Origin of the sequence: Actinoplanes sp. NPDC024001, from assembly GCF_040638955.1 — a bacterium.
Lineage (GTDB): Bacteria > Actinomycetota > Actinomycetes > Mycobacteriales > Micromonosporaceae > Actinoplanes.
The window spans coordinates 13288-27090 of sequence record NZ_JBEZZB010000058.1 but is presented as its reverse complement, the minus strand read 5'-3'; the positions used below and the strand labels follow the sequence as shown (position 1 = coordinate 27090).

General features: G+C 71.8%; 10 protein-coding genes. 8 read left to right on the top strand and 2 right to left on the bottom strand.

The features are described from left to right. Positions 1 to 23: 23 nt before the first annotated feature. The 4 genes from AB0F81_RS22980 to AB0F81_RS22965 all read left to right on the top strand — a co-directional run bounded on the left by AB0F81_RS22980 (position 24) and on the right by AB0F81_RS22965 (position 5791). Positions 24 to 1400, top strand: a complete 1377-nt coding sequence (locus AB0F81_RS22980; RefSeq protein WP_360200437.1) for an aminotransferase class I/II-fold pyridoxal phosphate-dependent enzyme — start codon at positions 24 to 26, stop codon at positions 1398 to 1400. 25 nt (positions 1401 to 1425) lie between these two features. Then, a complete protein-coding gene (locus AB0F81_RS22975; RefSeq protein WP_360200435.1) occupies positions 1426 to 2724 on the top strand; it encodes an aspartate aminotransferase family protein in 1299 nt (432 codons plus the stop codon). A gap of 101 nt (positions 2725 to 2825) precedes the next feature. Beyond that, the gene (locus AB0F81_RS22970) at positions 2826 to 3731 is read left to right on the top strand and encodes a sugar phosphate isomerase/epimerase (protein WP_360200433.1); all 906 of its coding nucleotides are present in this window, start codon (positions 2826 to 2828) and stop codon (positions 3729 to 3731) included. Continuing rightward, entirely contained in the window at positions 3731 to 5791 is a 2061-nt protein-coding gene (locus tag AB0F81_RS22965; RefSeq protein WP_360200431.1) for a PQQ-dependent sugar dehydrogenase, read from the top strand. The genes AB0F81_RS22970 and AB0F81_RS22965 overlap by 1 nt, the downstream gene beginning before the upstream one ends. 40 nt (positions 5792 to 5831) lie before the next feature. Here the strand turns inward: AB0F81_RS22965 and AB0F81_RS22960 are convergent, their stop codons facing one another. Then, positions 5832 to 6206: a VOC family protein gene (locus tag AB0F81_RS22960; RefSeq protein WP_360200429.1), complete on the bottom strand. Its 375-nt coding sequence runs from the start codon at positions 6204 to 6206 to the stop codon at positions 5832 to 5834. An 87-nt stretch (positions 6207 to 6293) separates the two neighbouring features. On the opposite strand from AB0F81_RS22960, the gene AB0F81_RS22955 reads away from it, so the two are divergent. The 3 genes from AB0F81_RS22955 to AB0F81_RS22945 all read left to right on the top strand — a co-directional run bounded on the left by AB0F81_RS22955 (position 6294) and on the right by AB0F81_RS22945 (position 8903). Then, the gene (locus tag AB0F81_RS22955; protein WP_360200427.1) at positions 6294 to 7187 is read left to right on the top strand and encodes a LysR family transcriptional regulator; all 894 of its coding nucleotides are present in this window, start codon (positions 6294 to 6296) and stop codon (positions 7185 to 7187) included. A gap of 158 nt (positions 7188 to 7345) precedes the next feature. Beyond that, positions 7346 to 8581, top strand: coding sequence for an inorganic phosphate transporter (locus AB0F81_RS22950; RefSeq protein ID WP_360200425.1), 1236 nt, complete (start codon positions 7346 to 7348; stop codon positions 8579 to 8581). Between the two features lie 10 nt (positions 8582 to 8591). Then, complete coding sequence (locus AB0F81_RS22945) at positions 8592 to 8903, top strand: hypothetical protein (RefSeq protein ID WP_360200423.1); 312 nt, start codon at positions 8592 to 8594, stop codon at positions 8901 to 8903. A 46-nt stretch (positions 8904 to 8949) separates the two neighbouring features. Here AB0F81_RS22945 and AB0F81_RS22940 read toward each other — a convergent pair whose 3' ends face one another. Continuing rightward, on the bottom strand, positions 8950 to 10050 hold the full coding sequence (locus tag AB0F81_RS22940; protein WP_360200421.1) for a glycerophosphodiester phosphodiesterase: 1101 nt from the start codon (positions 10048 to 10050) through the stop codon (positions 8950 to 8952). A 376-nt stretch (positions 10051 to 10426) separates the two neighbouring features. Between AB0F81_RS22940 and AB0F81_RS22935 the strand changes: the two genes are divergently transcribed. Further along, on the top strand, positions 10427 to 13798 hold the full coding sequence (locus tag AB0F81_RS22935; protein ID WP_360200419.1) for an AAA family ATPase: 3372 nt from the start codon (positions 10427 to 10429) through the stop codon (positions 13796 to 13798). Positions 13799 to 13803: the final 5 nt, after the last annotated feature.

Genomic DNA, 13803 nt, shown 5'->3' with positions numbered 1-13803 from the left:
ACCGTTTGTTTCGGAGAGGTAATTTGCTCACCCTGATCACCGGGGCGGTCCAGGACCGCAGCGCCCGGGGCATCGCCGCGGCCGTGAGCCGCCTGATCACCGCCGGACGGCTGCCGGCGGGCGGGCGGCTGCCCACCGTGCGGTCGGTGGCGAGCGAGCTCGGGGTCAGCCCGACGACGGTCAGCGAGGCGTGGCGCAGCCTCATCCACGCCGGCGCGATCCAGACCCGCGGGCGATCCGGCACGTTCGTCGCCGGCCCGCTGCCGCCGCGCGAGCGGTTGCGCTACACGCAGCTCAGCGGGATGCGGGTGGCGCTGCCCCGGGATCTGTCGACCGGCGTACCGGATCCGGCGCTGCTGCCCGACCTGAGTGAGTCGCTGCGCCGCATCGGGGACGGCCGGTGGGCGGGCTCCTATCTGGACGTTCCGGTGCTGCCCGACCTGGAGGCGGTGCTGCGGGAGCGGTGGCCGTACTCGCCGGAGCGGCTCACCGTGGTCGACGGCGCGATGGACGCGCTGGACCGGATCGCCGGCGCCGGCCTGCGTTTCGGTGACCACGTGCTGGTGGAGAACCCGGCGTTCGCCCCTCTGCTGGACCTGCTGCAGGTGGTCGGCGCGACCGTGGTCGGCGTGCCGATGGACGCCGGCGGCCTCGACCCGGCGGCGTTACGGCAACTGCTGCGCGACTACCGGCCGGTCGCCCTCTTCCTGCAGCCCCGGGCCCACAACCCGACCGGCGTCAGCATGAGCCCGCAGCGGGCCGAGACGCTCGCCGAGATCCTCCTGGAGGCGCCGAACCTGCTGGTCGTCGAGGACGACCACGCCGGTGACATCGCGTCGGCGCCGCCGGTCAGCATCGGCTCGCACCTGCCGGACCGGACCGTGCGGGTGGCCGGCTTCTCCAAGAGCCACGGGCCGGACCTGCGGCTGGCCGCCGTCGGGGGACCGGCCCACGTGGTCGACGCGGTCGCCGACCGGCGGCTGCTCGGCCCCGGCTGGTCCAGCCGGCTGCTGCAGGGCGTGCTGCTCGACCTGCTCACCGATCCCGGCGCGATCGCCCAGGTCGCCGCGGCCCGGGCGGCGTACGCGGCGCGGCGCGGCGCCCTGCTCGCGGCGCTGCACACCCGGGGTGTCGCGGCCACCGCGGCCGACGGGATCAACCTCTGGATGACCGTCCCGGACCAGCAGCACGCCCTGGTGGCGCTGGCCGCGCACGGGGTGGCGGCCGCGCCCGGCGCGCCGTTCTGCGTCACCCCGCTCCCCGACGACCACCTCCGGATCACCGCCGGCCTGGTGGCCGGCGGCTACGACGAGCTGGCCGGCGTCCTCGCGTCGGCGGCGTTCCAGAACAGCCGCGGCAGCGGCCGGCGCGGCGTGGGCCACCCCCACGGTTGGCGCTGACACGTCTCCTTGAGGAGGAACTTCGATGAGTCTTCTCGACCGGCACCGGGCGGTCATGCCCGGCTGGATGCCCGTCTATTACGGCGACGACGCTCTGGAGATCGTCTCCGGCAGCGGCCGCCGGGTCACCGACGCCACCGGCCGGTCCTATCTGGACTTCTTCGGCGGCGTGCTGACCACCATGATCGGTTACGACATCGCCGAGATCAGCGACGCGGTCCGCCGGCAGATCGACACCGGGGTCGCGCACACCTCCACGCTCTACCTGATCCGGCAGCAGGTCGAGCTGGCCGAGAAGATCGCCCGGCTCTCCGGGATCCCGGACGCCCGGGTGTTCTTCACCAACTCCGGCAGCGAGGCGAACGAGGCGGCGCTGCTGTTCGCCTGCAACGTGCGCCGCTCCAACCAGATCCTGGCGATCAAGAACAGCTACCACGGCCGGACCTTCGCCGCCATGGCGGTCACCGGCCACCGCAGCTGGTCCTCCAGCTCGCTGACCCCGCTCGCGGTGAACTGGCTGGCCTCGGCCGACCGGCTGCGCGGCCGGATGGCCGGGCTCTCCGACGGCGACCTGCTCGACGCGGCGGTCGACGACCTGCGCGAGGTGCTGGCCACGGTCACCGCCGGGGACGTGGCGGCGCTGATCGCCGAGCCGGTCCAGGGCGTCGGCGGGTTCGTGCACGGGCCGGACGGGCTGCTCGGGGCGTACCGCAAGGTGCTCGCCGAGCACGGCATCCTGCTCATCGCGGACGAGGTGCAGACCGGCTGGGGGCGCACCGGCGAGCACTTCTGGGGCTATCAGGCGCACGGCGTGACGCCGGACCTGATCACCTTCGCCAAGGGCATCGGCAACGGGTTCGCGCTCGGGGGTGTGGTCGGGCGGGCCGAGGTGATGAACGCGGTGCCGGCGATCAGCTTCTCCACGTTCGGCGGCAACCCGGTGAGCGCGGCGGCCGGCAACGCGGTGCTCGACTACGTGCTCGACCACGACCTGCAGGGCAACGCGCGACGGGTGGGGACGATCCTGCTGGACGGGCTGCGCGCGCTGTCGTACCCGATCCTGGGTGAGGTCCGCGGCCGCGGCCTGATGATCGGCCTGGAGTTCGTGCGGCCCGGCACCGTCGAGCCGGACGCCGCCACCACCGTCCGGGTCTTCGACCTGTGCCGCGAGCGCGGTCTGCTGGTCGGCAAGGGCGGCCTGTACGGCAACGTGCTGCGGCTGGGCCCGGCGCTGACCCTGACCGAGGCGGAGGCCCGGGAGGGCCTGGCCATCCTGGCCGACGCGATCGCGACCGCAGCCGAGGAAGGTTTTGTCGGCAAGTAGGGAACTTTTGCTTGTTCTGAAGAAACTTGACTTCACTGTGGACGAAACCCCTCGGTAACGTCCTCACTCATGTAGGTGTGTCTATATGAGGGGGGACCGCAATGTCGCAGTCACTGAGTCGCCGCCGGCTCCTCGGCGCAGCAGCCGCCGCTGGAGCCGCGGGCACGCTCGCCGTGCCCGGCGCCGCGGCGGCGGGCGGGGGAGGTTCGCTCCACCGCGTCCCGCGTGACCAGATCAGCGTCCAGCTCTACACCCTGCGCAACCAGCTCAGCATCGACCTGGAGGCGAGCCTCGAGGAACTCGCCGAGATCGGCTACACCCGCGTCGAGCACGCCGGCTTCGTCGGCCGGACCGCGGCGCAGTTCCGGGCCGCCCTGGACGCGGCGGGCCTGCGGGCCACCTCCGGCCACGTCGGCATCCCGCAGCCGTTCAACGCCGACACCTGGAAGCGGGCCCTGGAGGACGCCGCGATCGTCGGCAACAGGTTCATCGTCCACCCCTACTTCGGGGCCGGCCCGAACGGGCCGATCCGCGACGCCGCGGTCTACCGGGCCTTCGCCCGCGACCTCAACCGGGCCGGCGAGCTGGCCCGGCGGGCCGGCCTGAGCTTCGGCTACCACAACCACCAGAACGAGTTCTTCCGTCAGTCCGGCACCGACGTGACCGGATTCGACATCCTGACCAGCGAGACCGACCCGCGCCTGATGCACCTCGAGGTGGACCTGTTCTGGGCGTTCCGCGGCGCCAGCGACCCGGTCGACCTGATCAGGCGGCACCGCGGCCGGATCAGGCAGGTGCACGTCAAGGACCTCAACGAGAACGGCAGCTTCGCCGACCCCGGCGCCGGCCTGATCGACTTCGGCCGGATCTTCGAGCGGTCCCGGGAGGCCGGCCTGGTCGAGTACATCGTGGAACGCGACGACGCGGGCAGCCCGCCGCGGACCCCCGCCGACGCCCTCGTCACCGCGAAGGTCGGCTACGACTACCTGGCCGGGTTGCGGTTCTGATGCGGCGTACCCGGGCAATCATCAGCGTCGTCGGGGTGGCCGTGCTGGCCGTGCCGACCGCGGCCGTCGCCCACCCGGGCCACGAGTTGCCGCCCGCGTCCGACTTCCAGAAGGTCACCCTCAACGACTTCCCCGGCGAGCCGATGGCGCTCGCCGTGCTGCCGGACCGCCGGGTGCTGCACACCGCCCGCACCGGGCAGGTGCGCATCCACGAGCCGTCCACCGGGCGCAACGTCCTGGCCGCGACCATCCCCGTCTACCAGCACGACGAGGAGGGCGTGCAGGGCGTCGCGATCGACCCGGGCTTCCGGCACAACAAATGGGTCTACATCTACTACTCGCCGCCGCTGAACACACCGACCGACGATCCGGCGACGCCGACCGTCAACGAGGGCAACGCGCCCGAGGAGGGCACCGCCGCCGACTGGGCCCGGTTCCGGGGCGTGCTGCGGCTGTCCCGGTTCAAGCTGGTCGGCAACACGCTCAAGCTGAACACCGAGCAGCGGATCCTCGACGTCCCCACCGACCGCGGCCAGTGCTGCCACGTGGGCGGGAAGATCGACTTCGACCGGGACGGCAACCTGCTGCTCTCCACCGGCGACGACAGCAATCCGTTCCAGTCCGACGGGTTCGCGCCGATCGACGAGCGGCCCGAGCGCAACCCGGTCTTCGACGCGCAGCGCACCTCCGCCAACACCAACGACCTGCGCGGCAAGCTGCTGCGGATCAAGGTCGGCCGCAACGGCGGCTACACCGTCCCGCGCGGCAACCTGTTCCGGCCGGGCACCCCGAAGACCCGCCCCGAGATCTACGCGATGGGGCTGCGCAACCCGTTCCGGTTCACCGTCGACCCGGACACCAACGTGATCTACCTGGCCGACTACTCGCCGGACGCGCAGCGGCCCAACCCGGCGCGCGGGCCGGCCGGGCACGGGCGGTGGATGGCGATCGACAGGCCGGCGAACTACGGCTGGCCGTACTGCGTGACGCCGGACATGCCCTATGTGGACTACGACTTCGCCACCGGGGTGTCGGGGGCGCCGTTCAACTGCGCGGCGCCGGTCAACGAGTCGCCGCGCAACACCGGCCTGCGCAACCTGCCGCCGGTGGAGAAGGCGGAGGTCATCTACAGCTACGCCGCCCACCCGCAGCTGGGCACCGGCGGCATCGGCCCGATGGGCGGCCCGGCCTACGACTACGACAAGCGGTCGCGGTCGCCGTTCAAGTGGCCGGCGACCTTCGACGGGCTGCCGCTGTTCGCCGAGTGGACCCGTGACTACGTCAAGGCGTTCCACCTGGACCGGCGCAACCAGGTCACGCAGATCGACGCGGTGCTGCCGGAGCTGGTCTTCGACAACCCGATGGACCTGGAGTTCGGCCCGGACGGCGCGCTCTACGTGCTGGAGTACGGCGACGGGTACTTCGCCGAGAACCCGGACGCCCAGCTGTCCCGGTTCGACTTCGTCCGCGGCAACCGCACCCCGATCGTCAAGGCGGCCGCGACGCCGACCTCCGGGCAGGCGCCGCTCACCGTGCGGTTCTCCAGCGCCGGCACGACGGACCCGGACGGCGACGCGATCCGGTACGCGTGGGACTTCGACGCCGACGGCCGGGTCGACTCGCGCGAGCCGAACCCGACCCACACGTTCACCGAGAACGGCAATTACCGCCCGACGCTGAAGGTCACCGACAGCACCGGACGGTCCGCGTCGGCCGAGGTGATCCTGCCGGTCGGCACCCTCGCCCCGGTGGTCACCTTCGTCACCCCGGTGGAGGACCAGCCGTTCGAGTTCGGTGACACGGTGACCTACGAGGTGCAGGTCACCGACGACGCGCCGATCAACTGCGCGGCGGTGACCGTGACCTACATCCTCGGTCACGACGAGCACGGGCATCCGCTCTCCACGTCGCAGGGCTGCACCGGCTCGATCACCACGTTCGTCGACGGCGGGCACGCCGGGGCGGAGAACCTGACGGCGGTGTTCGTGGCGTCGTACACCGACACCGGCACGCCGCCGCAGACCGGCACCGACCAGGTCGTCCTGACCCCGACCGAGTGACACACGACGCCGGCCGGGCGGTTCGCCCGGCCGGCGCCCGTCACGGGTACCAGCGCAGCTCGACGGTGTTGCCGTCGGGGTCGCTGACGTAGATCGAGGTGGCGGTGCCGCGGGCGCCGAAGCGCTGCACCGGCCCCTCCAGCACGGTGAACTGGCCGGCCAGTCCGTCGAAGGGCTCGACCACCAGGCACAGGTGGTCGACGTTCGACGCGTGACGGGGCGCGGCCACCAGGTCGATGATGGTGTCGGCGGTGATCCGTACGGACGGGAACGGCACCCGGCCGGCGCGCCACTCGTCGACCCGGACCGGAGCCAGGCCGAGCTTGCCGCAGTAGAAGGCGAGGGACCGCTCGACGTCGGCCACGTTCAGCACCAGGTGATCGAAGGCGGTCACGGTGATCTTCGTTGTCGTCATGCCGTTCATCGTGGTCCGGACGGACCGGGCGACCAAGATCCGATCACGCTACGATCGTTGACCTCAAGTCAACGATGGGAAGCCGGGATGCTCGAGCGGTACGAGGTGGAGACCTTCCTGACGCTGGCCCGCGAGCTGCACTTCGGGCGGACCGCCGGGCTGCTGCGGATCTCCACCGGGCGGGTCAGCCACGTCATCAAGGGGCTGGAGCGCCGGGTCGGCGCGCCGCTGTTCGAGCGCACCAGCCGGGTCGTCCGGCTCACCCCGATCGGCGCCCGCCTCGCCGGCGACCTGGCGCCGCTGGTGGCCGGGATCGAGGACGCGATCCGGCGGGCCGCCGAGGCGGGCCGGGGCGTCAGCGGCCGGCTGCGCGTCGCGTTCCTGGGGGAGTGGACCGCGCCGCTGCTGCTGAAGGCGGCCGCCCGGTTCGGCGAACGGCACCCGGACTGCGCCGTCGACGTGGTCGAGGTGCAGCTCGCCAACTCGCGGGCCAGCCTGGTCGACGGCAGCGTGGACATCCTCTTCGCGTCGTACCCGTTCGACGGGATGGAGTGCGGCCCGGTGCTGCTGACCGAGGAACGGGTGCTCGCGGTGGCTGCGGACCACCCGCTCGCGGGTGAACAGAAGGTGTCGCTGGAGGTCCTGGCCGACCATCCGGTGATCCAGTACCCGGCGGTCACCTCGAACGCCTTCAAGCGCGACCGCACCCCGGAGCGGACCCCGTCCGGCCGGGCGGTGCCGAAGGGGCCGTCCGGCAACAGCTTCTCGGAGATGCTCACGCTGGTCGCGATGGGCCGGGGCGTGCTGCCGGTCGGCTCGCACAGCCGCTCGTACTACCCCCGGCCGGACATCGTCTACGTGCCGATCAGCGACGCCCCGCCGATCAACCGCGGGCTCGTCTGGCGCCGGGCCGGCACCACCGAGCGGATCCGCGAGTTCGTCCGGGCGGCCTCCGAGGTGAGATCAGCCGAACGGATCTAAAAAACTGTTCACCCGTTCGTAGTTGACGGATGCGATTCGTAATGGGTTGCTCACAGCCCGATCAACTTTGGAAAACGGCAGGTTAACGGGGGCCGAATCTTGTACATGTAGCGTTTTCGCTCTGGCCGCCGGTGGTCTCACTCGGTCACGATCTGCGCGTGACAGAAACATCCGTGATCTTGGCGCTGGTGGTCCTCACGGCCCTGGCCTTCGATTTCACCAACGGGTTCCATGACACCGCGAACGCGATGGCCACCTCCATCGCGACCAAGGCGCTACGGCCCAAAACCGCTGTGGCGCTCTCCGGCGTTCTGAACCTGGTCGGCGCGTTCCTCTCGGTGGAAGTCGCGCTCACCGTCACCAACGCCGTCGTCAAGATCCAGGACAAGAGCGGCGCACCCAAGACCGAACTGCTCGCCGACGGCGGCAGCGGCCTGCTGCTCATCATCCTCGCCGGCCTGGTCGGCGCGATCATCTGGAACCTGCTGACCTGGCTGCTGGGCCTGCCCTCCAGCTCGTCGCACGCCCTCTTCGGCGGTCTCGTCGGCGCGACCGTCGCCGGCCTCGGCTGGGCCGGCGTCAACTGGAGCGGCGACGGCTCGAAGCTCGACGGCGTGGTCGGCAAGGTGCTCCTGCCCGCGGTGATCTCGCCGGTCATCGCCGCCGTCGTCGCGGCCGTCGGCACCTGGGTGATCTTCAAGATCACCGCAGGGGTGGCCGCCCGCTTCACCGAGCAGGGCTTCCGCTGGGGCCAGATCGGCAGCGCCTCGCTGGTCTCCCTCGCGCACGGCACCAACGACGCGCAGAAGACCATGGGCGTCATCACGCTCGCCCTGATCGCCAGCGGCCACTGGAGCGACCTGGAGAACATCCCGCTCTGGGTCAAGGTCTCCGCGGCCCTCGCCATCGCGCTCGGCACCTACCTCGGCGGCTGGCGGATCATCCGCACCCTCGGCAAGGGCCTCACCGACATCAACCCGCCGCAGGGCACCGCCGCGCAGTCCGGCGCGGCCGCGGTCATCCTGGCCTCCAGCCACCTCGGCTTCGCGCTCTCCACCACCCACGTCGCCACCGGCTCGGTGCTCGGCTCCGGCCTCGGCCGCCCCGGCGCCAAGGTCCGCTGGGCGGTCGCCGGCCGCATGGTCGCCGCCTGGCTGATCACGCTGCCCGCGGCCGGCCTGTTCGGCGCGGTCACCTGGTGGATCGGCAACGCGGTCGGCGGCACCGCCGGCGCCCTGGTGGTCTTCACCCTGCTGGTCCTCGCGTCCGGCGCGATGTGGCTGCGCTCGCGCAGCGGCCGGGTCGACCACGAGAACGTCAACGACGACTGGGACGGCGACACCGCTCCGGCAGCCGCCACCCCCGCCGCCGTCCCCGCCGTAGCGGCGAACTGAGAGGCGCGACATGCACAACTTCGGATTCGCGCTCGACGGCGCGTGGCAGGTGCTGCTGGCCGGGCTCGCTCTCGGCGCCGGACTGCCGATCCTGTTCGCCCTCGGCATCCGCTCGCTGGCCTGGGGCGCCGGCGAGGCCGCGGTGAACCCGAGCGGCGTCACCGTCCCCGGTGGCCGCCGCCCGCTCGGCACCGTGCTCGGCTACCTGCTCTTCGCGGTGGTCGTCGTCGGGGTCGTCCTCGGCATCACGTTCATCGTGGCCGGCGGCTTCGGCTACAAGATGGACTTCTCGAACATCTACCCCACGTTCATCGCGAAGTAGGCAGACCTCGAAAGGCCCGGCGCCCGGCGCCGGGCCTTTCTCGTGCTCAGATCAGGGTGCGGGCCAGGACACCGATGTCCGGGTTGTCGGTGAAGAGGCCGTCGATCCCGGTACGCAGGAAGATGACCTGCTCGTCGATCGCCTTTCCGTACGCGCTGACGTCCGTGCCGACGCGCAGCTCCGCCGGGAGGAACGAGTTCTCCGCCCGGAACGTGTACGGGATGACCTTCAGGCCGGCCGCGTGCGCGTTCGCCACCAGGGCGGTGGGGGTGCCCAGCGTCCCGTCCGCCTTGCGCGGGATGATCTGGCTCTTCTCCGGGCCGAGCCCGTCGACGAACTGCGACAGCTCCTTCAGGCCGGCCGGGGTCAGGTACTCCGCGTACGACCGCGGGTCGTTGAACGGCCCACCGGACGCGCCGGTCAGGAAGACCAGCGGCACCTGCAGGCGGTACTCACCGGCGAGCGTGCGCAGGTTGGCCGCCTCGAAGGACTGCACGAACACCTTCGCGCCGCGCCGGTCCAGCCCGTTGCGCCGCAGCGTGCGGACCAGCGGCTTCTCCAGCTCCAGGCCGAGCTGCTGGAAGTAGGTCGGGTGCTTCGTCTCCGGGAACACCCCCAGGTCCCGGTCGAGCTCCCGGGAGAGCCGCTTGCGCAGGTCCAGGACCTCCTGGAAGGTCGGCACCTCGAACCGGCCGTCGTAGAGGGTGTTCTGCTGCCGCAGCGCGGGGATCCGCTCGGTGGCGCGCAGCGTCTTCAGCTCGGCCAGCGTGAAGTCGTGGGTGAACCAGCCGGTGACGCTGACCCCGTCGAGCGAGACGGTCCGCTTGCGGCCGGCGAACTCCGGGCGCGACGCCACATCGGTGGTGCCGCCGATCTCCGGCTCGTGCCGGCACACCAGCACGCCGTCCTTGGTGATGACCAGGTCCGGCTCCATGTAGTCGGCCCCCATGCGGGCGGCCAGTTCGTACGACGCGAGCGTGTGCTCCGGCCGGTAGCCCGAGGCGCCCCGGTGTCCCACCACCAGCGGCGCGGGCTTCCCGCCCGGCCTGCCGGTCCCGGCCCACGCGGGCGCTGAAGCAGCCCCGGCCAGCACCGGCGTCGCGGCCGCGACCGCGCCGAAGCGCAGCACCTGACGGCGATCTGCCACGTTGTCCTCCACCGAACTCTTCTCCGGCGACGATCGCCGGGGATCCGAAAGGCAGTCGACGTGATGCATCCGTCCGAGATCGAACAAGTACATGACCGCCCGGCGAACGCAGCACTAAGGGTGACCCGGCGTGTCCCCGTCGCGCCGGCATGGATCGAGCGCCATCAAGTGAACGACTCCCGCCCATCCCGGGTCCGGTGTGTGACGGCAACTCGACAGTGGTGAATGCGTCGCCCGCGCATAGCCTGGGCAGATCAGGAAGCGACCCGATCCCGGTGCGGGCGAGTTCAGCTCGCTCTTCGTCAGCCTGTTCTTCGGCTTCGCGATCAACATCCTCACCGCGGAGACCAGCGGTTGGTGGGCGCCCCTGCGGCCGTTGACCGCCTACCCCTACATCTGGGTCCCGATCTCCATCGCGGTCTGGTTCGGCTGGCGTGCCTGGCGGCGCCGCCGGCACGCGATCACCTGGACCGGGCCGGAGAACCCGTACCCCGGCCTGGCGCCTTACGACGCCGATCGCGCCGCCGTGTTCTTCGGGCGCGACCGGGAGACCGCGGAAGTCCTTCAGCGCATCGACCGGGCCGGGCTGGCGCCGAAACAGCGCCTCGTCCCGCTGGTCGGTCCGTCCGGCAGCGGCAAGTCGTCCCTGCTGCGCGCCGGTGTGCTGCCCCGGCTGTCGCGCAAGTGGCGCGTCATCGGCCCGTTCCAGCCGGGTCCCGACGTCTTCCTCGAGCTCGCCGTCGCCGCCGGGCGCGCAACGCCGGCCGAGCACGCCCGGACCGCGGCGCTGCTGCGCGACGAGGCGAAGCGGGAAGCCGCGCCCGAGCTGTTCCTCGCGCTGCTGGCCGGCGACCAGAAGCGCGTGGTCCTGGTGGTGGATCAACTGGAGGACCTGTTCACGCTCTCCAGGGAAGAGGACCGGGGCCCGTTCCTCAACCTGCTGCACGCCGCGCTGGTGGCGAAACCCGCGTTGTCGGTGCTGGCCACGATGCGGCCCGAGTTCCTGGCCACCGCCACCGGCCTGCACAGGGGACTCTTCGACCTGCCGGTGCCGGTCGCCTCCCTGGATCCCCGGCGGGTGCGCACCGCCATCGAAGGCCCGGCCGAGGCGGCCGGGGTGTCCTTCGAACCGGGCCTGGTCGACCTCATGGTCGCGGAGGCGACGGTGGGCGACGCCCTGCCGTTGCTCGGCCACCTGCTGCAGCGGCTCTTCAGCGAGGCTGAGCACGACAAGATCACCACCGCCCGGTACGACGCGGCCGGGCGCGTCGGTGGCGCGATTGCCGCGCACGCCGACACGGTGCATCGAGAGCTTCAGGCCTCCCACCCGCAGGATGCGATCAACCAGGTACTCCTGCGGTTCATGGGCTGGGAGCGGGACGGCCCGGTCCGGCGTACGGTCACCCTGGCCGACCTGGACGACGAGTCCGGGCGAATCGTGGCGGAGTTGCGTCAGGCCCGCCTCGTCACCGACCTCGATGCCGGCCGGCGGGTGCTCCTCAGCCATGACGCGCTGTTCCGGCACTGGCGGACCCTCGCCGACCTCGCCGAGCAGCACCGCACCGCCCTCCATCTGATCACCCTGTTGGAGCAGCGCGCCGCGGCGTGGGCGGTCTCCCACCTCGACGACGACCTGTTGCGGGGCCGGGCCCTGCAGCATGCCCTGGAGTCGACGGCTGGGCTGACGAGGTCGCCCACTCTGGAGCGCTTCTTCGCCGCCTCGGCCTCCGGGGACAGCGACGACGAGCGGGTGCGCGCCGACCGGGCCGCGGCCTGGGCACAGGAGCTGGCCGGCCGCGATCTCGACCTGGCGATCGGAATTGCCGCCACGGCGGTCCGGGAGCTGACGCCGTCCCCGATCGCCGCCGCGACGTTGTGGGGTCTGGTCGCCACTCCCGAGCTGAGGGAGCTCCGCAACGGGCACGACGGCCGGATCATCACCTCGGCCTGGTTGCCGGACGGGCAGCACGTGCGGACCGTGGACGACACCGGCAAGATCTGCACCTGGACGAGCGGCGGCCGGCTCGTGGCGGTGAGCCGGGTGCCGGTGCCGTTCCCGTGCGAGGATCTGGCCCTCAGCCCGGACGGAAGTCATCTGCTGGTGGGCGAGGACAAGTCGGCGCAGCTGTGGCGGCTGCCGGACGGCGTGCGGGTGCGCGACATGCCGTGTGCCAGGTGGGGCCCGGGCAATCTCAGCTGGAGCCGGGCCGACCGGTTCGAGGTCATCGAGGAGCAGGGGCTTGTCGCGTTGTACGACCTTTCCGGAGGCGAGCCGATGCGGGTGCGACCCGGGATGGCCGACCTGGCCGGTCTGCGCGCGCGCTCACCTCGGGGCGACCGGATCGCGATGGTCGACGAGGAGGCGCTGGAGATCTGTCCGGTCGGCGGTGGCCCGGTTCTCCGCCGGCGACGGGACCGCCGCAGTGAGCCGGTCCGCTTGGTGTGGTCGCCGCGTGGTGACCGGATCGCGGTCCTCAGCAGGCCGGTGCGACGGTTCTCGGGTAGCGGGGACTGCCTGCTGACTCTCTATGACCAGGACGGTGTCCGGTGCTCGGAATGGGTGTTCGACGGGCTCGAGGTGTTCGCCTGGTCGCCGGACGGCCGCACGCTGGCGGTTGCCGTCTCGGACGACGAGAGCGACGGAGTCGAGTTCCGGGACGCCGCCGACGGGACCGTGCTGCAGCGGTCGCCGGTCGTCTACCGGGCACACTCGCTGAACTGGTCGCCCGACGGCCGGCATGTCTTGGTCTGCGCCCTGGGCGCCACCGAGATCCTGGACCGGCGGGCTGACACCACCGTCACCCTGGCATCCGGGTTTCTGCGGCGGTTCGCCTGGGCACCCGATCACCGCCGGGCGGTCAACGTTCCGAACGTCGGCGCGGCCACCGTGGTCTCCTTCGACGGGCTGCCGATGACGCTGGCCGGCAGCGAGGACGCCTGGGATGCCACCTGGGCACCCGATGGGCGCCGGATCGCCGTGCTGACGGACGGGTGGATCGCCTTCTGGGCGCCGGGTGCCGGCACGCGCGCCGCCTCCTCCTTCCCCGTGCCGGACCGTCTCACCACTCTCTGCTGGTCGCCGGGTGGGCAGTGGATCGCCGCGACCGAGAGCGGCGGATTCTTTCTCACCGGTGAGGAGGCCGCGGTCACGGTCCTGGACGCCCGGACCGGGCAGACGCGGTGCCGATGGGAGCCGGGGACCAGCGCTGGTGGCCCGCTCGCCTGGGCCACCGACGACAGCACCCTGGCCGTCGGCGGCACCGATGAGGTGGTCCTCTGCTCCGTCACGGCCGGGGACGTCGTGGTACGCCTGCGATGCGAAACCGGCAAGATCGAGACGCTCGCGTGGTCGCCGGCCGGTGACCGGCTGGCGGTGATCGGCCGGGCGGGCGGATGCATTCGCGACGTCCGCACCGGTGACACCGTGGTTCCGGCCGATCTGCCCGGCTCGCTCCGGGCGCTGTGCTGGTCGCCCGACGGAACCTCGATCGCGGCGTCCGAGAACGACTGGATCCATCTCTGGGACGCCGGGACGGGAGTCCGCCGTGCCGTGCTGAGGCTGCCACCTCTGCACGCGTCCGTCCACCTGTCCTGGGACGACGAGCTCCGCTCGACGGGCAAGGACGGCACCGTGCTGGTCTGGACCGTGCCGGGCGACCCGCCGGAGGCCGCCGGCGTGAGACACCGCCCGCTGAACGAGGAGGAGAGGCGCAGGTTCGGCCTCCCACCCCCGCCGCAGCCGGCTTGACGGGC

What these genes read in the sequence shown, in the direction of transcription:
- AB0F81_RS22965 (WP_360200431.1), top strand. Translation starts at nt 3,731, where the DNA reads ATGCGGCGTACCCGGGCAATCATCAGCGTCGTCGGGGTGGCCGTGCTG.
- AB0F81_RS22955 (WP_360200427.1), top strand. Translation starts at nt 6,294, where the DNA reads ATGCTCGAGCGGTACGAGGTGGAGACCTTCCTGACGCTGGCCCGCGAG.
- AB0F81_RS22975 (WP_360200435.1), top strand. Translation starts at nt 1,426, where the DNA reads ATGAGTCTTCTCGACCGGCACCGGGCGGTCATGCCCGGCTGGATGCCC.
- AB0F81_RS22945 (WP_360200423.1), top strand. Translation starts at nt 8,592, where the DNA reads ATGCACAACTTCGGATTCGCGCTCGACGGCGCGTGGCAGGTGCTGCTG.
- AB0F81_RS22960 (WP_360200429.1), bottom strand. Translation starts at nt 6,206, where the DNA reads ATGACGACAACGAAGATCACCGTGACCGCCTTCGATCACCTGGTGCTG.
- AB0F81_RS22970 (WP_360200433.1), top strand. Translation starts at nt 2,826, where the DNA reads ATGTCGCAGTCACTGAGTCGCCGCCGGCTCCTCGGCGCAGCAGCCGCC.